The following is an 18,538-nucleotide window of genomic DNA, read 5'->3' as shown; positions in this document are numbered from 1 at the left end:
GGGCGCGTCAAAGGCGGGAGAGATAGCGTTCCATGACGGCGCGGGTCAGGCGCTGGTTGTTGCGATACCAGTCGTCCTCGGTGAAGAAGACCGGTTCGCCGGCATCCCAGCCGCTCATGGAAAAATCCGATTGGCGAGTGAAGAAGGCGACGAAATCGCGCTCCGTCGCCCATTCTGCAATCGCCGCGCCGAAATAGGAGCCGCCGTCCTGCACATCCGCCAGCATCACGCCCTCGAGCGTGCGGATGAGGCCCTGGCCGCAGAAGTCGCGGTGGCGGTCATAGATCAGCCCATTGTTCGGTTCCTCCGTCATCAGCCGTTGCCAGAGGCGTTCCGCAAGGGCGGAGCCGAGCGGTTCGCGGCTCAGTCGGTCGCGTAACGACATCGCGATACGGCGGCGTTCGTCTTCCGTGCGGATGGTGCTTTCGATGCGCTGGGGATTGCGGCGGGCCTTCGCATTGGCGCGAAAAGCGGCCCACAGCACCCAGATGATGACGGCAAGCGCAAACAGGGAAATGACGGTCGCGGCCATATCAGGTGGTTCCAAGAGGTCTCAGATTGGACTTATGCATCTTGCGCATGGCACCCATGCCACATCAGCGCTGTCGTTAATTTCTGAATCGATTATAAGCGGCGCCAACGAAGCGAACTTGAAACGCGCTTCAAGCGAAACGAAGCGAAACCTCCTCCAGTCCTTCGTATCGCACAGGAAACGCCGAAAGGCGAAATGCTAGGTGTTCCGATCAGACGTCTTTCTGGTCACTCCTCCTCCCTCCTCCGGGAAGGCGTTCGGAACACATAGGTCCGCTTGAGCACTCCTCCTCCTCAAGCTCGCGGACAGGTCGGCTTGCCGGCCCATGGGCGGTGCCTCTGGCACCGCCTTTTTCTTTTCCCCGATGACTCTGCGTTATTCCGTTGCGTGATCCCCGGTCTTGAAGGCGGGGATCACGGAAGAGCGATCTCAGCGCTTGGCGAGGTGGATCGTTACCCAGCCTTCGCGCCAGATGGTGCGCACATGGCTGAGGCCGGCACCATTATAGGCGGCCAGCACCTTCCAGCGCTGCGAGGCGAGGATGCCCGACAGGATGACGTCGCCGCCCGGCGTGAGCTGCGCGGCGAGCTGCGGCGCCATGCGCATCAGCGGGCGGGCCAGGATGTTGGCGATGATGAGGTCGAAGGGGCCGTGGCGGCCGAAAGCGGTGGAGTGGAAGCCGGGGGCGGTTTCCAGCGCGATGCCCGAGGCGATGCCGTTGATGCGGACGTTTTCGCGGGCGACGCGCGTGGCGATCGGGTCGATGTCGGTCGCCAGTACCTGGGCCGGCGACAGTTTTCGCGCGGCGATGGCGAGCACGCCGCTGCCTGTCCCAAGGTCAAGCACGCGCCTGACTCTGCGGGACCGCATGACGCTGTTGATCACCTCGAGGCAGCCGGCTGTCGTTCCGTGATGACCGGTGCCGAAGGCCTGGCCGGCATCGATCTCGATTGAAATTTCGCCGGGGCGGGCGGTGCCGCGATCATGCGAACCGTGCACGACGAAGCGGCCGGCCCGTACGGGCTTCAGGCCTTCGAGCGACTTGGCGATCCAGTCGATATCCGGCAGCTCCTCGCGCTTGATCTCGGCGTCCGGAAAATCCTCGGCAAGCAGGGCGGTGAAGCGTTCGGCGATCTCCGCCTCGTCGACACGGAACATGTAGACGGAGGCTTCCCAGATGTCGCTCTTCTCGTCGATCTCCATCGTCGCGATGGCGTAGCCTTCTTCCTCGAAGGCGTCGGTCATCAGCGAGAGCGCGATATCGGCGCGCTTCTCGGTGGTGGTGATGTAGAGGCGTATTTCGCTCACGGTCGGGGTCCCTGTTGTCTCAGGGTTCGCCTAGCATGTCCGAAAGCCGAGGGCAAAGCCGGATCGGCGCCTATCTCTTGATCAGATTGGCGAGCTTCTGCTCGGCCGTCTCCGCGTTTTCGCCGTAGGCTATGGTTCCGACGAAACGGCCGGTGGCGTCGAGCAGGAAGACGGAAGCCGTGTGGTCCATCGTATAGTCGCCGTCGGGCTTCTTTTCGTCGAGCGGCACCTTGCGGTAGTAGACGCGGAAACCCTTGGCCATCTCAAGGACCTTGTCGACCGGGCCGGAAATGCCGGTGATGCGCTTGGAGACGTTGCCGACATATTGGCCGACCAGCTCCGGCGTGTCGCGCTCCGGGTCGACGGTCACGAAATAGGCCTGCAGCTTTGAGCCGTCGGGATCGACCTTGCCGAGCCAGCCGTCCATTTCGAACAATGTGGTCGGGCAGACTTCCGGGCAATGGGTGAAGCCGAAGAAGAGGACGGTCGGCTTGCCGGTGAAGGCCTTTTCGGTGATCGGCTTGCCATCCTGCGAAACGAGCGTGAAGGGCACGCCGAACGGGCCGCCGGCGACTTCATCCTTCGTGCGCGTCGCCTCCAGCGTCAGCCAGCCGAGCAGCGCGGCGACGAGGGCAACGGCGATCCAGAGTACGAGGCGTAGGGTCTTCATGGCAGTCCTTCGGGTGAATGTCTGCCGGTGTCATAGTCCCTCGCAGCACCACACGCAAAGGCGCCAAATGCCGCAAGGGGCAATCCCCGGCGGTCTCGCGCAAATGTGATCAGAAGCACCAGGACATGCCGGATTCGGCAAGGCTGAGGAAGATCGCCGTCCCATGCTCCATCCAGCCGGCAAAGGCGGCGGTGGCGGCCATGACGCCGAGGCCGAGCACGATCAGCGCAACGGGCAGGACGGTGTAGCGGCGGGCGGTCTTGTTCATGCCGTCAGGATAGCATGAAACGGCAGATTTTGGAACCGCGTCTGCTTTTTGCAACGTCCGGTATCCCGGTCTGCGGGAATTTATCAAATTTTGCTAAAATGCAGATTTCGGGACGGCTTCCTTAGGTTTTGTTTAATCTTAATTTGTCACGGTCCGAATACGCGAAGGGGCCGGAATCGGCCTATCGGGCATGATGTCCGCACGACCGGGGGAGACGGCGGGAAGCGTATTTCACCCAAAATCCAAAAGGGGATGCCATGGCGAGGGCCATGGCTCGGGCGAACCGCATCATGTCTCATGAAAATCCAGCGAAGGGCCGGACCCTTTCCGTCAATTCCCGTCTCGCGACGCTCGGCGCCGCCGCATTCCTTGGCTTCGGCACAATGCTCGCCGCCGGCTGGTACGGCAATGCGATGATCGGTAGCGCCTCCGAGGCCGCTGTCCAAATTCAGGATGAGGTCGACACCGTTGGTGCCATGCGGCTGGCCAATGTCGATCTCGTGCTCGTGGCGATGGACAGCATCATCGACCGCGAGGAGAAGGTTATCCAGCCGGAGCGCGTAAGAATCATCGAGGAATCGCTGAAGACCCTGAAGGAGGGCACAGCCGCTGCCAGAGCGCTTGCCGCCGAAATTGGCAAGCCGGCGCTGCTCGAAACCTTCGACGGCGATTTGCAGATGATGGAAAAGGCCGTTTCCGTCGATCTCAAGTCGATGATCGAGGCCGGTGCGCCCATGGAAGCGTTTTCGTCGCTCGACGATGCGGTGGATGCCGGCGGCGAACGCATGACGACGGCGCTCGGCGCATTGGCGCAGGAAGGTTCCGCGCTTCTCGAGGCACGGGTCAACGACGCGCAGCGCGCCTCCACCCAGTCCATGCACTACCAGCTGGCCATCGGCCTTCTCGGGATGGTGACCCTGCTCGGTCTCATCGTGTATCACGGCAATATGCTCCGCCGCGGCATTTTCGCGGTGCGAGACAGCATGCAGCGCATTCTTTCGGGCGATCTCAACACCATCGTCGCCGCCACGGAGCGTGGGGATGAGATTGGCGAGATGGCGCGTGCCGCCGAAGCCTTCCGCCTTGCCGCCGTCGACAAGCGCGGACTGGAAGAGGCGAGCGAAGAAACCCGGTCGCGCATCGAAACCGAACGCCATGGTCGTGAAGCCGTCGCCCGCGAGGATGAGCGCCAGGTCCGCATCGCCGTCGAAGCGCTCGGCCGGGGCCTGACGCGCCTGTCCGAAGGCGATCTCAGCGTCGCTATCCTCGAACCCTTCCGCGCCGACCTCGAACAGCTGCGCATCGATTTCAACGGCACCGTCGAGCGCCTGCGCAACGTCATGGCCGAGGTGAAGGACAATACCGGCTCCATCCAGTCGAACAGCGGCCAGATGCGCGCCGCCGCCGACGATCTTGCCCGCCGGACCGAACAGCAGGCCGCGTCGCTCGAAGAGACGTCGGCCGCCCTCGACGAAATCATGACCACGGTACGCACGGCGACGGCGCGTGCCGAGGAAGCCGGCCGCATGGTCGGTTCGACCAAGGCGAGTGCGGTGGAATCCGAACGCATCGTCAGCGACGCGATGGCGGCGATGGAGCGCATCGAAGGCGCCTCCAGCGAGATCGGCAAGATCATCAACGTCATCGACGAGATCGCCTTCCAGACCAACCTTCTGGCGCTCAATGCCGGCGTCGAGGCCGCGCGCGCAGGCGAAGCCGGCAAGGGCTTTGCTGTCGTGGCGCAGGAAGTGCGCGAACTGGCGCAACGCGCCGCCGGTGCCGCCAAGGACATCAAGAGCCTCGTCACCCGCTCGTCGGACGAAGTGAAGACCGGCTCGCGTCTCGTGCAGGCCACCGGGGAATCGCTCGGTCGCATCGGCGGCGACGTGCTGCGCATCCACGAGCACATGGCTTCCATCGTTACCGCCGCCCGCGAACAGGCGAGTGGCCTCCAGGAAATCAACGTTGCGGTCAACCAGATGGATCAGGTGACGCAACAGAACGCTGCGATGGTCGAGGAGACCAATGCGGCAAGCCATAGCCTGGCCCAGGACGCGGAAAACCTGACGCGTCTTGTCGGCCAGTTCCAGATCCGCGAAGGCACGCGCGCCTCCGTCGGTAGCCCGAGGGCGGTTTCTACCGCCTCCCGTCCCGCCCCGTCCCCGGCGAGAAACCTTGTGTCCAAGGTTGCCGGGGCTTTCAGCAGCAGTGCCGCGGCCAGGGGCAACGCCCAAGCCGCCGCAGAGAACTGGGAAGAGTTCTGACCATGTCCAACGCCATCAACAAGCAGTCCGGCGCCTATCTCGAAATCGTCTCCTTCCACCTGGGAGAACAGGAATTCTGTATCGACATCATGGCCATCCGCGAAATCCGCGGCTGGGCGCCCGTGACGCCGATGCCGCACACGCCGCCCTATGTGCTCGGCCTCATCAACCTGCGCGGTGCCGTGATCCCGGTCATCGACATGGCCTGCCGCCTCGGCATGAAGATGACGGAACCGTCCGAGCGCTCGGCGATCATCGTCACCGACATCGCCGGAAAGCTGGTCGGCCTGCTGGTCGAGCAGGTTTCGGACATGATGACCATCAAGAGCGAGGCTCTGCAGCCGGCACCGGAAATTATTCCGGAGGCCCAGCGCGCCTTCTGCCGCGGCATCGTGGCGCTCGAGAAGTCGATGGTCTGCTTCCTCAACCTCGATACCGTCATCGCCGACGAACTTGCCCAGGCCGCCTGATCGCGGCGGGGAAGGATCTCGGGTTATGAAGCACCTGGTCGGTTTCCGGCCGGGTGCTTTCGCGTGTTTGTGAGCGTTATGGCTTGCCGTTCGTCCAGGTCACGGACTGGCCGTAGAGCGGCACGGTGGAGATCGACATCTTGGCCGATCCCTCGGTCAGCTCGCGCGAATGGGCGAGATAGATCAGCGTGTCGTTCTTCTTGTCGTAGATGCGCGTGACGATCAGCGACTTCCAGATCAGCGAGAGGCCTGACTTGAAGACCTCTTCGCCGCTCTTGTCGAGATCGATGTCGCCGATGCTGATCGGGCCGGTCTGCTGGCAGGAGATCGCGTTGTTCGAAGGGTCCTCGAACCAGTTGCCCTTCTTCAGGCGGTCGATGACGGAGCGGTCGAAATAGGTGACGTGGCAGGTAACGCCGGCGACCTCGGGATCGGTGACCGCGTCGATATAGATATCGTTGCCGATCCAGTCGACGCCGACCTTGCCGACCGTTTCGGCGGCTGCGGGCAGGGCGGCGAGTGCAAGCACGCCGGCAGCGATGGCCGTGCGAAGCAGCGAGGGCACGAAAGTCGTGAGCGACATGGCGGGTCTCCTTGTTCGCCTTACACGTAAGGACGCCCGCCTGCCGCTTGCAAGACCTGAACTTACGATTTTGCCGCCGCGATGGTGGCGCGCACGGCGTCCTTGTCGGTCAGCGTCAGTTCGTATTCGCGGTCCTTTTCGGTGCCGCCCATGCCGACATGCGGATTGCGGAAGGCCATGCCGCTCGGCACGGTGGTCAGCGCGGCGAAATGCATTTCCACGAGGCCGGTCGCGTCGCGCACCGTGCGGATATTGTCCGCGTCGAGCGCCCCGCAGCCCATGATGACGATGCGTCCGGCGGCCTGCTCGACGGCGGCCTTCAGGATGGCGATGCCTTCCACGGCGGTATCGCGCTGGCCTGAGGTCAGCACGCGGTTGATGCCGCAGCGGATCAGCGCCTCCAGCGCGTCATGGGCGTTTTCCGTCATGTCGAAGGCGCGGTGGCAGGTAACGGACATCGGGCGGGCGGCTTCGACCAGCGCCGTGGTGCGCGCCTCGTCGATGCGGCCATCCGGCGTCAGGCAGCCGATCACGACACCGGCGACACCTTCGCTGCGCAGCGCCTTGATGTCCTCGACCATCGTCTCGAATTCGGTCTGCGAATAGAGGAAATCGCCACCGCGCGGGCGGATGATGACGTGGACGGGGATTTTCGCTGCCTTCACCGCGGCGCGGATCGTCGCGAGGCTCGGCGTCAGGCCACCCTCGACCAGACTTGCGCAGAGCTCCACACGGTCGGCGCCCGCTTCCTGGGCGGCGAGGAAACCGTCGATGCCTTCGACGCAGAGTTCGATCAGGGGCTTTGTCATGGGATGATCCGCAGGTTGGTCAGGCTTCGTGCCAGACAGTTTTCAGGAGCCGCAGCCAGTTTTCGCGGCAGAGTTTTGCAAGGTCGTCTTCGCCATAGCCGGCCGAACGTAGCGCCTCGACCAGCGCCTGGTTGCCGGCGGCATCGCCGATTGAGGCGGGAATGGTCGCGCCGTCGAAATCCGAGCCGAGCGCCACGCAGTCGATGCCCATGCGCTCCACCATGTAGTCGATATGGCGCACCATGTCGGAGAGCGGCGTATCGGCGCTTTCCATGCCGTCGGCGCGCAGCATGGTGGTGGCATAGTTGAGACCGGCAATGCCCTTGCGTTCGCGGATCGCGTCGAGCTGACGATCGGTCAGGTTGCGCGAGATCGGCGTGAGGGCATGCACATTGGAATGGGTGGCGACGAGCGGCGCCGTGCTGACGCGCGCGACATCCCAGAAACCCTGCTCGGTGATATGGGCAAGGTCGATCATGATGCCGAGGCGGTCGCATTCCTTGACCAGTTCGACGCCGGCTTCCGTGAGGCCGGGTGCGGTGTCGGGCGAGGACGGGTAGGCGAAGGGCACGCCGTGGCCGAAGGCATTGTGGCGGCTCCAGACGGGGCCGAGCGAACGCAGGCCGGCGGCATAAAGCGTTTCGAGCGTCGACAGATCTTCGGCGATCGGCTCGCAGCCTTCGATGTGCAGGATGGCGGCGAAGCGGCCGGCCGCGAAGGCGGCGCGGATATCGGCGGTGGAGCGGCAGATCGACAGCGCGCCGGCCCGTTCCAGCCGGAAGGCGATGGCGGCCATTTCAAGCGCGGTGTGGAGCGCTGCCGGCTGTTCCAGCGGGCCGACCATGCGGATATTGTAGTGGCCGTTCTCATCGACCTCGCGCGGCGGATAGTCTTCGTTCGGCGGAATGAACATGGCGCAGAAGCCGCCGGCAAGACCGCCCTTTTTGGCGCGCGGGGCGTCGATATGACCCTTGTCCGTGCCGTCGACGAATTCGGCGATCGGGTCCGCGCCCTTTTTGGCATGTTCCCACAGGCGCAGGAGAACGTCGTTGTGGCCGTCGAAGATCAATTGCATGTACCGCTCCAATGCTTGCTCCCGCCGGGTAGAGCCGATTCCGCCGCGGCCTGCAAGGACCGCGGCAGGTGTCAGGCCGCGAAGACCGGGGTGCCAGCAATCCAGGTGGAGACGACGTTGACGTCGTCGTCGATGACGGCGAAATCCGCGTCGTGGCCGTTGGTCAGGCGACCCTTGCGGCCGGTCATGCCGATGGCATCGGCGGGGTAGAGTGACGCCATACGCAGAGCCTCCTCCAGATCGATGCCGACATGGTCGCGCATATACCGGATGCACGAGGCCATATCGATATCGGCGCCGGCAAGCGTGCCGTCGGCCAGCGTCAGGCGGCCGCCCTCGCGAAAGATCTCGCGGCCATTGAGAAAGAAGTTCGTCATGTCGGTGCCGATCGTCGACATGGCATCGGTGACGAGGAAGATGCGGCCGGGGCCGCGCTTGGCCCGCAGCGCCACACGGATGGAGGCCGGATCGACATGGAAGCCGTCGGCGATCAGGCCGGCATTGATATGGCCGAGGTCGAGAGCCGCACCCACCATGCCGGGTTCGCGATGGCCAAGCGGACTCATGGCGTTGAAGAGGTGGGTCATCATGCGTGCGCCGGCTTCGACGGCACCGGCGGCGGTCTTGTAGCCGCAATCGGAATGGCCGAGGCTGACGGTGACACCGGCGGCGTGGAGGGCGGTGATCTGCGCGTTCGTGGCGTTTTCCGGCGCGAGCGTCATCAAAAGCGCCGTCAGACCCTTGCGGGCGGCGATGGTGCGGTCGAGATCAGCCTGTTCCATCGGGCGGATGAGCGCGGGGTCATGCGCGCCCTTGCGGGCGACGGAAAGATGGGGGCCTTCGAGATGCAGGCCGAGGAAGCCGGGAACCTTCGCCGCTTCGGCAGCAAGGCCGGCGGCAATGGTCCTTGTCGTCACCTCGACATTGTCGGTGATCAGCGTCGGCAAAAGGCCCGTCGTGCCGAAGCGGGCGTGCGCGGCGCAGATGGTACGGATGCCTTCGAGGTCGGGCTGCTCGTTGAGCAGCACGCCGCCACCGCCATTTACCTGCAGGTCGATGAAGCCGGGGACGAGCGACAGCCCGTCCATCGGCACCGTGCGGGCGTCCGTCGGCACGTCGCGCTGGCCCGCGATGGCGGCGACCTTGCCGTCCTCGATCATGAGCGCGCTGTCGTCGTGCCAGAGATCGCCGTCGAAGATGCGGGCGCCGGTAATGGCGGTGAGCGCTGTCATCGGGTTTCCGTCACTTTCTTGAGGTTGACCGGCTTGTCGGGATCCAGCCCCTTGCCGCGCGACCAGGCTTCGACGAAGCCATAGAACGGCACGATCAGCGCCAGTGCGTCGGTGATCGGATGGCCGGTCGCAACGAAGGGCAGTTTTCGCGCACTTTTCCCACCGGCAGCCGTGACGCAGGCATAGGCGCCGCGATCAGCCAGGCTATCGGCCATGCCGGTGACGGAGGCTTCTGCCGCATCACGGGCGGCGAGCGCGATGACCGGGAAGGACGGGCCGACGAGGGCGACGGGGCCATGCAGCACTTCGGCCGAGGAATAGGCCTCGGCGTGCATGCCGGAGGTTTCCTTGAACTTCAGCGCCGCTTCGCTGGCGATGGCGAGGCCGGGGCCGCGGCCGAGCACGTAGAGCGACTGCGCGTCCTTGAGGTCGTCGGCAAGGTCGGACCAGTCGAGGGCGACGGCCTTGGCGAACTGTTCCGGCAGGCCCTTCACGGCGCGGTCGAGATCGGCGTCGCCGGTGCATTCGGCAAGTACCGCGAGGCCGGCGACGATGGAGTTCACATAGGATTTCGTGGCCGCGACGCTGAGTTCCGGGCCGGCCGAAAGGTCGAGCGAGTGGGAGCAGGCATCGGCCAGCGGCGAGGGCAGCGTGTTGGTGAGCGCAATCGAGATGGCACCGCCCTTCGTGGCACCCTCGGCCATGGCGACGATATCGGGGCTCTTGCCGGACTGGGAGATTGCGATGGCGGCGCCGCCGCCGAGCTTCAGCCTTGCGCCGTAGATCGAGGCAAGCGACGGCCCAAGCGATGCGACCGGCCGGCCGGCGGTGAGTTCGATGGCATATTTCAGGAACAGGGCGGCATGGTCGGACGAGCCGCGCGCAACCGTGACGAAGAATTGCGGGTCGCGTTCGCGCAGGGCCTTGCCGGCGGCGGCGATAGAGGTCGCCGAATTCGCCAGGACGCGGGCCGCGGCCTCGGGAATTTCGTTGATCTCTCGGCGCATGTTGGTCTGCATGGAATTCCCTTTACGGTTGGTCACGTCTCGGACAAGGTCAGTTCGGCGACGAAGTCATAGGCGTCGCCGCGATAGATGGAGCGGGTGAACTCGACCACCCGGCCGGTGCGAAGATAGGAGACACGCTCGATGGAAAGCCCGGCCGAGCCCGGCGGCACGCCGAGCACCGATGCATCCGGATCCTTCATGTTGTAGGCGGAGATGCGCTGCACGGCGCGCACCGGCCGGCAGCCGCGTTTTTCCAGCGCCGCATAGAGCGATCCCTGGACCTGCATGGGGTCCGGCAGGAATTCGGCGGAAATGCAGGCACGCTCGATGGCGAGCGGCATGTCGTCGGCGACGCGCAGGCGCCCGAGCCGGGCGACCAGAGCGTCGGCGGGCAGACCGAGCATCATCATCTCGTCCGGCGAGGGATGGAATAGGCCGCGGTCGAGCCATTCCGCGCGGGTCGTCAGGCCGCGCCGCGCCATATCCTCAGTGAACGAAGTGAGGCGGGACAGCGACTGCTGCACCTTGGAGACTGGCTTGGCGACAAAGGTGCCGGAACCGTGACGGCGGATCAAAAGGCCGTCCTTGACGAGATCGTCGACGGCCTTGCGCACGGTGACGCGGCTGACATGGGCGTGGTCGGCGAGGTCGCGCTCGGCGGGCAGGGCGTCGCCATAGTTCAGCTTGCCGGAGGTGATCGCTTCCTCCAGCGTCTGGCGCAGTTTCAGGTAGAGCGGTCCGGGCACGCCCGATTGCAGGCTCTCCGGGGTGAGGATCGCGGAAAGGGATGCGCTCATGCCACTGCCCCCTGACGCTCTTGATAACCCTTGGCGGCCAGCGCCACGGCCCCCGTCAGCGCGTCGGCCTCGGCTTCGATCAGGATCGAACGATGCTTTTCAGAAAGCCATTGCGGGTAGAGTGATGCTAGCCCGCCGAGCAGGCAGAGGCGCGATGCGCCGGCCAATGCCATGATGGCATCGAGGGATTCGTTGACCGCAGTCGCACCCGTCTCGACGATGGCGATCGCCTGGGCATCGCCCTGTCCGGCGTGATCGAACAGCAGGGGCGCGAAGCGGCCGAAATCGCCGGGCTTGGAAAGCCGGGCGAATTCGACGATGCCGCGCGGGTCGTTCTTGAATTCCTCGATGACCGCGTTCGTGACGGGAGAGCGTGGATGCACGCCGTCGAAGGCGAGCAAGGCTTCCTGGAGCAGGGCATGGCCAAGCCGCGCGCCGCCGCCGAGATCGCCGACGGTAAAGCCCCAGCCACCGATATAGCGGACCGTGCCGTCCTTGCGTCCCATATAGATAGAGCCCGTGCCGAGGATCGCAACCGCGCCGTCCTCGTCGCCGATCGCGCCTTGCAGGGCGATCAGGCCGTCCGAATCGATGGCCGTGTGGCGGAAGGGCAGGCGGTCATGCACATAGCGCGTGAGATCGCCGACATTGGTGCCGGCAAGGCCGAGAAAGGCCGAGGCGCCGTTAACGCCGGCCTCGTCGAGCCCCGCGTCGCGATAGGCGGCCTTGGCGGCCTCCGTGATGGAGATGATCGCATTGTTGGGGTCGGTCAGGATATTGGCCGCACCGCTCTTGCCGCGACCGAGAATGGCGCCGTCTGGTCTTGCGACCGCCGCACGGCAACTCGTTCCTCCGCCGTCGATACCGAGAATGTAATCCGTCATGGCCACCTCCGAGCACAACGATACCAAAAAAATACCATTAACCAAGGGGTATGGTGGTATCGAACATGAGCTTTTCAACAAGTTATTGATTTTGAATTATAAAAATAATGGACCGCAAAAAAGTGGTCTCAAAAATTAATTTCCTATGGACAATTGGTATTTTTTTGGCATTAATTTGGGTCAGAGGAGAGTGGATGATGGCTGCAGGCAAGACAGAAGGCAGGCACGATCAGGCGAAGGGGTTGGACGAACGTCAGCCTCTCGACGCGCTGAAACTGCTTGCGGATGGCCAGAAGGCTGCGGCCGCCGTGATCGACGGCGCGCTTGCCGATATCGCCGATGCCGCCCGTCTTGCCGCCGATGCGCTGCTTGCCGGCGGCCGCCTTGTCTATGTCGGCGCCGGCAGCTCCGGTCTGATGGCCATGGCTGACGCGCTCGAGCTTCCCGGCACCTATGGAATTCCCCGCGATCGCATCGTCATCCTGCTTGCCGGCGGTGCCGCAAGCCTGGAGGATCTGGCGGGCGGCTATGAGGACGATCGTGCGCTCGCCGTCGGCGATGCCGAAACTGCCGGCATCGATGCCAAGGACTGTGTGATCGCCGTTTCGGCGAGTGGCAGCACGCCCTATGTGCTGGCCATCGAGGCCTATGCGAAAGGGCAGGGCGCCAGGGTCGTCGCCATGGCCAACAATCCGGGCGCTGCGTTGTTCGAGGGTGCCGATGTCTCGATCCTGTTGCAGACGCCGCCGGAAGTGATTTCCGGCTCGACGCGCATGGGGGCCGGCACGGCGCAGAAGATCGCCTTCAACATGTTTTCCACGCTGGTCGGCATCCTGCTCGGCCATGTGCATGACGGCCACATGGTCAATCTCAAGGCCGACAATATCAAATTGAAAGGGCGTGCCTGCCGCATCGTCTCCGACATCTCCGGTGTCGGTCTCGATGAGGCGGAACGCCTTCTCGCGCGCTCCGAAGGCTCGGTAAAGGAAGCCGTGCTCTTGGCTGCGGGGGTTGCGGATGCCGGTGCCGCGAAGGCGGCGCTCATCCAGTCGGGGCAAAGTCTCCGGCGTGCCCTCAAGGCTCTCGGATAATCAAAGTCTCAAAACGCGCTGCGGCGCATAAAAGGGGAGAATGCAATGACACGCACCGCAATCAAGGGTCTGCTCCTTGCAACCAGCATCCTCGGCACGGCCGGGTTTGCCCAGGCAGCCGACGTCACGCTGACCGTCGAAAGCTGGCGTAACGACGACCTCGCCATCTGGCAGGAAAAGATCATTCCGGCCTTCGAAGCCAAGAACCCCGGCATCAAGGTCGTCTTCGCGCCGACCGCGCCGACCGAGTACAACGCCGCGCTGAACGCCAAGCTGGATGCCGGTTCGGCCGGTGACCTCATCACCTGCCGTCCGTTCGACGCCTCGCTGGAACTCTTCAAGAAGGGCCACCTGGCCAGCCTGAACGATCTGCCGGGCATGGAGAACTTCTCGCCGGTCGCCAAGTCTGCCTGGACGACGGATGATGGCGCAACGACCTTCTGCGTACCGATGGCTTCGGTCATCCACGGCTTCATCTACAACAAGGATGCCTTCGACACGCTCGGCATCTCTGTTCCGACGACGGAAGCCGAATTCTTCGCCGCCCTCGACAAGATCAAGGCCGAAGGCAGCTACATCCCGATGGCGATGGGCACGAAGGACCTCTGGGAAGCCGCGACCATGGGCTACCAGAACATCGGCCCGACCTACTGGAAGGGTGAAGAAGGCCGCGCTGCCCTCATCAAGGGCGAGCAGAAGCTGACCGACGACGCCTGGGTCGAGCCCTACCGCGTTCTCGCCAAGTGGAAGGACTATCTCGGCGACGGTTTCGAAGCCCAGACCTATCCGGACAGCCAGAACCTCTTCACGCTCGGCCGCGCTGCCATCTACCCGGCCGGCTCGTGGGAAATCGGCCTGTTCAACACGCAGGCCCAGTTCAAGATGGGCGCCTTCCCGCCGCCGGTGAAGAATGCCGGCGACACCTGCTACATCTCGGACCACAACGACATCGGCGTCGGCCTGAACCCGAAGGGTGCGAACCCGGAAGCAGCCAAGAAGTTCCTGAGCTTCGTGTCTTCGCCGGAATTCGCAGACATCTACGCCAACTCGCTGCCGGGCTTCTTCAGCCTGAACTCGACGGCCGTGAAAATGGCCGACCCGCTCGCCCAGGAATTCGTCTCCTGGCGTGAAAAGTGCAAGCCGACGATCCGCTCGACCTACCAGATCCTGTCGCGCGGCACGCCGAACCTCGAAAACGAGACCTGGACGGAATCGGCCAACGTTATCAACGGCACGGATACGCCGGAAGTCGCTGGCGAGAAGCTCCAGAAGGGCCTCGACAGCTGGTACAAGCCGGCCAAGTAAGTCCGGTTTCCGGCTGTTGAACTCTGCTTGAGGCGCGGGTATTTCCCTGCGCCGATCCTCCCCCCGTAAAATTCGGGGGGAGGTCTTCCAGGCGGCGCGGCTTGAACTGTCCGGTGCCTGCCTTGTTCCTCTTCGTCCCGGTGGACAGAGGATGCCGAAGGGCAAATTCGGGGCGCGGCCCCGTCACTAATGTGTATGCTGATTTTGTCATGTGCGGCTGGTGCTGTCGCGCAGGGCGTTCGCGCATGCGGATTTAACGACAACAAACGGAGGGGCAGGCAGGGCCATGAGCAACACACCTTCTACCCATGATGCAACAGGACCTGTGATCAAGCGCCCGACGCGCTGGCATATCGTCGTCTTCCTGCTGCCGGCTTTCATCGTCTATTCGGCGGTGATGATCCTGCCGCTCGTCGAGACGCTGCGTCTGTCGCTGTTCAACACCGTGGACGGCCAGTCGACCTTCGTTGGTCTTGGCAATTTCAAGGTCCTGTTCGGCGACGAGCGCTGGGCGCATGACTTTTGGAACGCGCTGAAGAACAACTTCATCTTCTTCGTCATCCACATGCTGGTCCAGAACCCGATGGGCGTGGCGCTTGCCGCGATGCTCTCGCTGCCGAAGCTGCGCTTCGCTTCATTCTACCGCACCGCCATCTTCTTGCCGACGCTCTTGTCCTTCGTGATCGTCGGCTTCATCTGGAAGCTGATCCTCTCGCCGATCTGGGGCGTCTCTCCCTTCCTTCTGGATGTCGTTGGCCTGAAATCGCTGTTCTCACCCTGGCTCGGCAAGCCCGGTTCGGCGCTCATCGCCGTGTCGCTGATCTCGGTCTGGCAATATGTCGGCATTCCGATGATGCTGATCTATGCGGCGCTTCTCAATATTCCGGAGGAGGTCATCGAGGCGGCCGAGTGCGACGGCGTTACCGGCTGGAGCCAGTTCTGGAAGATCAAGCTGCCGCTGATCCTTCCCGCCATCGGCATCATCTCGATCCTGACGTTCGTCGGCAACTTCAACGCCTTCGATCTGATCTACACCGTGCAGGGCGCGCTGGCCGGGCCGGATGGTTCGACGGATATCCTGGGTACGCTGCTCTACCGTACCTTCTTCGGTTTCCAGCTTCAGCTCGGCGACCGCTCGATGGGCGCGACGATCGCGACGGTCATGTTCCTCATCATCCTTGCCGGCGTGTCGCTCTATCTCTTCGTCATCCAGCGGCGCATGCGTCGCTACCAGTTCTGATCGGGAGGGCAGGACATGTCTAAAGCACGCGCTTCTCTCACCCGCACATCCCTCGTTCATCTGGCGCTGATCAGCTACGCGATCATCTCGGTCTTCCCGGTGTTCCTGACGCTCATCAACTCGATGAAGGATCGCAACGCGATCTTCCGCAACCCGATGCAGCTGCCGAGCCCGAAGACCTTCGATCTCGTCGGCTATTATACGGTGCTGGGGCAGGGAGACTTTGCGACCTATTTCCAGAACAGCTTCATCGTCACGGTGGCCTCCATCGCGCTGGTGCTGCTGTTTGGCGCCATGGCCGCCTTCGCACTGTCCGAATACCGCTTCCGCGGCAACACGCTGATGGGCCTCTACCTCGCCATCGGCATCATGATCCCGATCCGTCTCGGCACGGTGGCGATCCTGCAGGGCATGGTGGCGACGGGCCTCGTCAACACGCTGACGGCGCTGGTCCTCGTCTATACCGCGCAGGGCATTCCGCTTGCCGTCTTCATCCTCTCGGAATTCATGCGGACCGTTTCCGACGATCTCAAGAATGCCGGGCGCATCGATGGCCTTTCGGAATACGCGATCTTCTTCCGTCTCGTGCTGCCGCTGGTGCGGCCCGCCATGGCGACGGTCGCGGTCTTCACGATGATCCCGATCTGGAACGACCTGTGGTTCCCGCTGATCCTGGCGCCCTCCGAGGCGACCAAGACGGTGACGCTGGGCTCGCAGATCTTCATCGGCCAGTTCGTCACCAACTGGAACGCGGTGCTGGCAGCCCTGTCGCTGGCGATATTCCCGGTTCTCGTCCTCTATCTCGTCTTCTCGCGGCAGTTGATCCGCGGCATCACCTCCGGAGCAGTCAAGTGAGTTCAGTCATGACCCCCATTCGCGTTCTTTCCGCCGGTCTCGGCAACATGGGCCGGAGCCATGCGCTCGCCTATCACGAAAACCCCGGCTACGAGATCGTCGGCCTGGTCAATCGCTCGAAGGTTCCGGTTCCGGCCGGGCTCGAGGGTTACGAGATCCACCCGTCGTTTCTCGATGCGCTGCATGAGTTCAAGCCGGAGCTGTGCTCGATCAGCACCTATTCGGACAGCCATGCCGAATATGCGATCGCAGCCCTCGAAGCCGGTGCGCATGTCTTCCTCGAAAAGCCGCTGGCGACCACCGTCGCCGACGCCGAACGGGTAGTCGCCTGCGCCAAGGCGAACGGCCGCAAGCTGGTCGTCGGTTACATCCTGCGCCACCATCCCTCGTGGATCCGCCTCATCGAGGAAGCCCGCAAGCTGGGCGGCCCCTACGTGTTCCGCATGAACCTGAACCAGCAGTCCAGCGGCCCGACCTGGGTCACCCACAAGGCGCTGATGGACACCACCCCGCCGATCGTCGACTGCGGCGTGCACTATCTCGACGTGATGTGCCAGATCACCGATGCCAAGCCCGTCGAGGTGCGTGGCATGGGGTTGCGCCTGTCGAACGAGATCAAGCCGGACATGTACAACTACGGCCATCTGCAGGTGCTGTTCGACGACGGTTCGCTCGGCTGGTACGAGGCGGGCTGGGGGCCGATGATCTCGGAAACCGCCTTCTTCGTGAAGGACGTCATGTCGCCGAACGGCTCGGTTTCCATCGTCATGGATCCGAATGCCAAGTCCGACGATATCGACACGCACACCAAGACGGCGGTGATCCGCGTTCACAATGCGGCCACTGGCCCTGACGGCAAGTTCCTGTCGCCGGACGAGGACCTGAAGATGGCGGGCGAGCCCGGCCACCAGGAACTCTGCGACCGTGAGCAGGCCTTCGTGCTGAAGGCCATTCGCGAAGACATCGATCTCACGCGTCACATGGACGATGCGGTGCAATCGCTCAGGATCTGCCTCGCAGCCGATGAAAGTGTCAGAACCGGTCAGACGGTCAAGCTTTAAGGGGAATTCGGATGGGCTCTCTTCAACTCAAATCCGTACGCAAGTCCTTCGGCAATGTCGACGTCATCAAGGGCATCGACCTCGACGTGAAGGATGGCGAGTTCGTCATCTTCGTCGGCCCCTCCGGTTGCGGCAAGTCCACGCTGTTGCGCATCATCGCCGGCCTTGAGGATGCGACGTCTGGCTCGATTACCATCGATGGAACGGAGGTCGTGACCGTGCCGCCGGCCAAGCGCGGCATTGCCATGGTGTTCCAGTCCTACGCGCTCTATCCGCACCTGACGGTCAAGGACAATATGGGTCTGGGCCTAAAGCAGGCCGGCGCTCCGAAGGACGAAATCGAAAAGCGCGTTGCCAAGGCCTCGGCGATGTTGTCGCTCGAAAAGTACCTAGCCCGTCGCCCGGCGGAACTGTCGGGTGGCCAGCGCCAGCGCGTCGCCATCGGCCGTGCCATCGTGCGCGAACCAAAACTTTTCCTGTTCGACGAGCCGCTCTCCAACCTCGATGCGGCGCTGCGCGTCAACACCCGCCTGGAGATCGCCAGGCTGCACCGCGATCTGAAGGCAACCATGATCTACGTCACGCACGACCAGGTCGAGGCGATGACGCTGGCGGACAAGATCGTGGTGCTCGATGCCGGTGTCATCCAGCAGGTCGGCTCGCCGATGGAGCTTTACAACAAGCCGGCCAACCTGTTCGTTGCAGGGTTCATCGGCTCGCCGGGTATGAATTTCATCGAGGCGAGCCGTCTCGGTATCACCGACGCAAAGACCTTCGGTGTCCGGCCCGAGCACATCGCTCTGTCGCGCGATGGCGGTGACTGGCAGGCGAAGGCCGTGCATGTCGAGCATCTCGGCGCCGATACGATCGTCTATCTCGAATCCGACAAGGTCGGTGCCTTCACCGTGCGCCTGTTCGGCGAACATCACTATGCGCCGGGCGACGCGGTGTATGCGACGCCATCGTCGGGCCAGACGCATCGCTTCGACGCAAATGGCCAGGCAATACGGTGAGGTCCCTCATCACGAGTTCGTGATCGGGGTGGATTGCGGCCCGCACGGCCGTGATCTACGATTGTCAAACATCA

At 63.6% G+C, this 18,538-nt stretch carries 19 protein-coding genes; 8 read left to right on the top strand and 11 right to left on the bottom strand.

Annotated elements, in window-relative coordinates:
• Window positions 1-7: 7 nt before the first annotated feature.
• From MUU55_RS03590 to MUU55_RS03575, 4 genes are all read right to left on the bottom strand, one after another.
• A complete protein-coding gene (locus MUU55_RS03590) occupies window positions 8-532 on the bottom strand; it encodes a hypothetical protein (RefSeq protein ID WP_244759380.1) in 525 nt (174 codons plus the stop codon).
• 429 nt (window positions 533-961) lie between these two features.
• Window positions 962-1,840, bottom strand: coding sequence for a 50S ribosomal protein L11 methyltransferase (locus MUU55_RS03585; protein ID WP_244759379.1), 879 nt, complete (start codon window positions 1,838-1,840; stop codon window positions 962-964).
• Between the two features lie 70 nt (window positions 1,841-1,910).
• Window positions 1,911-2,510: an SCO family protein gene (locus MUU55_RS03580; RefSeq protein WP_244759378.1), complete on the bottom strand. Its 600-nt coding sequence runs from the start codon at window positions 2,508-2,510 to the stop codon at window positions 1,911-1,913.
• A gap of 109 nt (window positions 2,511-2,619) precedes the next feature.
• Window positions 2,620-2,778, bottom strand: coding sequence for a hypothetical protein (locus MUU55_RS03575; protein ID WP_244759377.1), 159 nt, complete (start codon window positions 2,776-2,778; stop codon window positions 2,620-2,622).
• Window positions 2,779-3,068: 290 nt separating this feature from the next.
• Here MUU55_RS03575 and MUU55_RS03570 point away from each other — a divergent pair, with 290 nt between their 5' ends.
• Window positions 3,069-5,042, top strand: a complete 1,974-nt coding sequence (locus MUU55_RS03570) for a methyl-accepting chemotaxis protein (RefSeq protein ID WP_244759376.1) — start codon at window positions 3,069-3,071, stop codon at window positions 5,040-5,042.
• Window positions 5,043-5,044: 2 nt separating this feature from the next.
• Window positions 5,045-5,512, top strand: a complete 468-nt coding sequence (locus MUU55_RS03565) for a chemotaxis protein CheW (protein ID WP_244759375.1) — start codon at window positions 5,045-5,047, stop codon at window positions 5,510-5,512.
• A 76-nt stretch (window positions 5,513-5,588) separates the two neighbouring features.
• Here the strand turns inward: MUU55_RS03565 and MUU55_RS03560 are convergent, their stop codons facing one another.
• The 7 genes from MUU55_RS03560 to MUU55_RS03530 form a co-directional block, all read right to left on the bottom strand.
• A complete protein-coding gene (locus tag MUU55_RS03560) occupies window positions 5,589-6,095 on the bottom strand; it encodes a CreA family protein (protein ID WP_244759374.1) in 507 nt (168 codons plus the stop codon).
• Window positions 6,096-6,157: 62 nt separating this feature from the next.
• Window positions 6,158-6,904, bottom strand: coding sequence for a copper homeostasis protein CutC (locus MUU55_RS03555; protein WP_244759373.1), 747 nt, complete (start codon window positions 6,902-6,904; stop codon window positions 6,158-6,160).
• Between the two features lie 19 nt (window positions 6,905-6,923).
• Window positions 6,924-7,979: a dipeptidase gene (locus MUU55_RS03550; protein WP_244759372.1), complete on the bottom strand. Its 1,056-nt coding sequence runs from the start codon at window positions 7,977-7,979 to the stop codon at window positions 6,924-6,926.
• A gap of 71 nt (window positions 7,980-8,050) precedes the next feature.
• Complete coding sequence (nagA, locus tag MUU55_RS03545) at window positions 8,051-9,211, bottom strand: N-acetylglucosamine-6-phosphate deacetylase (protein WP_244759371.1); 1,161 nt, start codon at window positions 9,209-9,211, stop codon at window positions 8,051-8,053.
• A complete protein-coding gene (locus MUU55_RS03540; RefSeq protein WP_244759370.1) occupies window positions 9,208-10,230 on the bottom strand; it encodes an SIS domain-containing protein in 1,023 nt (340 codons plus the stop codon). Before MUU55_RS03540 ends, nagA begins: the two co-directional genes overlap by 4 nt.
• A gap of 20 nt (window positions 10,231-10,250) precedes the next feature.
• Window positions 10,251-11,015, bottom strand: coding sequence for a GntR family transcriptional regulator (locus tag MUU55_RS03535; protein WP_244759369.1), 765 nt, complete (start codon window positions 11,013-11,015; stop codon window positions 10,251-10,253).
• Complete coding sequence (locus tag MUU55_RS03530; RefSeq protein ID WP_244759368.1) at window positions 11,012-11,899, bottom strand: glucosamine kinase nucleotide-binding domain-containing protein; 888 nt, start codon at window positions 11,897-11,899, stop codon at window positions 11,012-11,014. Before MUU55_RS03530 ends, MUU55_RS03535 begins: the two co-directional genes overlap by 4 nt.
• Window positions 11,900-12,096: 197 nt before the next feature.
• On the opposite strand from MUU55_RS03530, the gene MUU55_RS03525 reads away from it, so the two are divergent.
• The 6 genes from MUU55_RS03525 to MUU55_RS03500 all read left to right on the top strand — a co-directional run bounded on the left by MUU55_RS03525 (window position 12,097) and on the right by MUU55_RS03500 (window position 18,464).
• Window positions 12,097-12,990 carry an N-acetylmuramic acid 6-phosphate etherase gene (locus MUU55_RS03525; protein WP_244759862.1) on the top strand — a complete coding sequence of 298 codons (894 nt, stop codon included), beginning with the start codon at window positions 12,097-12,099 and terminating at the stop codon, window positions 12,988-12,990.
• Window positions 12,991-13,035: 45 nt separating this feature from the next.
• Entirely contained in the window at window positions 13,036-14,295 is a 1,260-nt protein-coding gene (locus tag MUU55_RS03520) for an ABC transporter substrate-binding protein (RefSeq protein ID WP_244759367.1), read from the top strand.
• Between the two features lie 286 nt (window positions 14,296-14,581).
• Complete coding sequence (locus tag MUU55_RS03515; RefSeq protein ID WP_244759366.1) at window positions 14,582-15,535, top strand: carbohydrate ABC transporter permease; 954 nt, start codon at window positions 14,582-14,584, stop codon at window positions 15,533-15,535.
• Window positions 15,536-15,550: 15 nt separating this feature from the next.
• Window positions 15,551-16,390 (top strand): carbohydrate ABC transporter permease, encoded by an 840-nt coding sequence (locus MUU55_RS03510; RefSeq protein WP_244759365.1) that lies wholly within the window; start codon window positions 15,551-15,553, stop codon window positions 16,388-16,390.
• An 8-nt stretch (window positions 16,391-16,398) separates the two neighbouring features.
• On the top strand, window positions 16,399-17,451 hold the full coding sequence (locus MUU55_RS03505; RefSeq protein WP_280518839.1) for a Gfo/Idh/MocA family protein: 1,053 nt from the start codon (window positions 16,399-16,401) through the stop codon (window positions 17,449-17,451).
• Window positions 17,452-17,462: 11 nt separating this feature from the next.
• The gene (locus tag MUU55_RS03500; RefSeq protein WP_244759363.1) at window positions 17,463-18,464 is read left to right on the top strand and encodes an ABC transporter ATP-binding protein; all 1,002 of its coding nucleotides are present in this window, start codon (window positions 17,463-17,465) and stop codon (window positions 18,462-18,464) included.
• Window positions 18,465-18,538: the final 74 nt, after the last annotated feature.

Origin of the sequence: Shinella curvata, assembly GCF_022899935.1 — a bacterium.
GTDB lineage: Bacteria > Pseudomonadota > Alphaproteobacteria > Rhizobiales > Rhizobiaceae > Shinella > Shinella curvata.
Note: the sequence above shows the minus strand (reverse complement) of the source record. Positions and strands in the feature narration are given on the sequence as shown.

Excerpts from the sequence above, each read along its gene's own strand:
- MUU55_RS03550 (WP_244759372.1), bottom strand. The coding sequence starts at position 7,979 with ATGCAATTGATCTTCGACGGCCACAACGACGTTCTCCTGCGCCTGTGG.
- MUU55_RS03555 (WP_244759373.1), bottom strand. The coding sequence starts at position 6,904 with ATGACAAAGCCCCTGATCGAACTCTGCGTCGAAGGCATCGACGGTTTC.
- MUU55_RS03505 (WP_280518839.1), top strand. The coding sequence starts at position 16,399 with ATGACCCCCATTCGCGTTCTTTCCGCCGGTCTCGGCAACATGGGCCGG.
- nagA (WP_244759371.1), bottom strand. The coding sequence starts at position 9,211 with ATGACAGCGCTCACCGCCATTACCGGCGCCCGCATCTTCGACGGCGAT.
- MUU55_RS03510 (WP_244759365.1), top strand. The coding sequence starts at position 15,551 with ATGTCTAAAGCACGCGCTTCTCTCACCCGCACATCCCTCGTTCATCTG.
- MUU55_RS03515 (WP_244759366.1), top strand. The coding sequence starts at position 14,582 with ATGAGCAACACACCTTCTACCCATGATGCAACAGGACCTGTGATCAAG.
- MUU55_RS03540 (WP_244759370.1), bottom strand. The coding sequence starts at position 10,230 with ATGCAGACCAACATGCGCCGAGAGATCAACGAAATTCCCGAGGCCGCG.
- MUU55_RS03500 (WP_244759363.1), top strand. The coding sequence starts at position 17,463 with ATGGGCTCTCTTCAACTCAAATCCGTACGCAAGTCCTTCGGCAATGTC.
- MUU55_RS03580 (WP_244759378.1), bottom strand. The coding sequence starts at position 2,510 with ATGAAGACCCTACGCCTCGTACTCTGGATCGCCGTTGCCCTCGTCGCC.
- MUU55_RS03570 (WP_244759376.1), top strand. The coding sequence starts at position 3,069 with ATGTCTCATGAAAATCCAGCGAAGGGCCGGACCCTTTCCGTCAATTCC.
- MUU55_RS03520 (WP_244759367.1), top strand. The coding sequence starts at position 13,036 with ATGACACGCACCGCAATCAAGGGTCTGCTCCTTGCAACCAGCATCCTC.
- MUU55_RS03530 (WP_244759368.1), bottom strand. The coding sequence starts at position 11,899 with ATGACGGATTACATTCTCGGTATCGACGGCGGAGGAACGAGTTGCCGT.
- MUU55_RS03575 (WP_244759377.1), bottom strand. The coding sequence starts at position 2,778 with ATGAACAAGACCGCCCGCCGCTACACCGTCCTGCCCGTTGCGCTGATC.
- MUU55_RS03560 (WP_244759374.1), bottom strand. The coding sequence starts at position 6,095 with ATGTCGCTCACGACTTTCGTGCCCTCGCTGCTTCGCACGGCCATCGCT.
- MUU55_RS03525 (WP_244759862.1), top strand. The coding sequence starts at position 12,097 with ATGGCTGCAGGCAAGACAGAAGGCAGGCACGATCAGGCGAAGGGGTTG.
- MUU55_RS03535 (WP_244759369.1), bottom strand. The coding sequence starts at position 11,015 with ATGAGCGCATCCCTTTCCGCGATCCTCACCCCGGAGAGCCTGCAATCG.
- MUU55_RS03590 (WP_244759380.1), bottom strand. The coding sequence starts at position 532 with ATGGCCGCGACCGTCATTTCCCTGTTTGCGCTTGCCGTCATCATCTGG.
- MUU55_RS03565 (WP_244759375.1), top strand. The coding sequence starts at position 5,045 with ATGTCCAACGCCATCAACAAGCAGTCCGGCGCCTATCTCGAAATCGTC.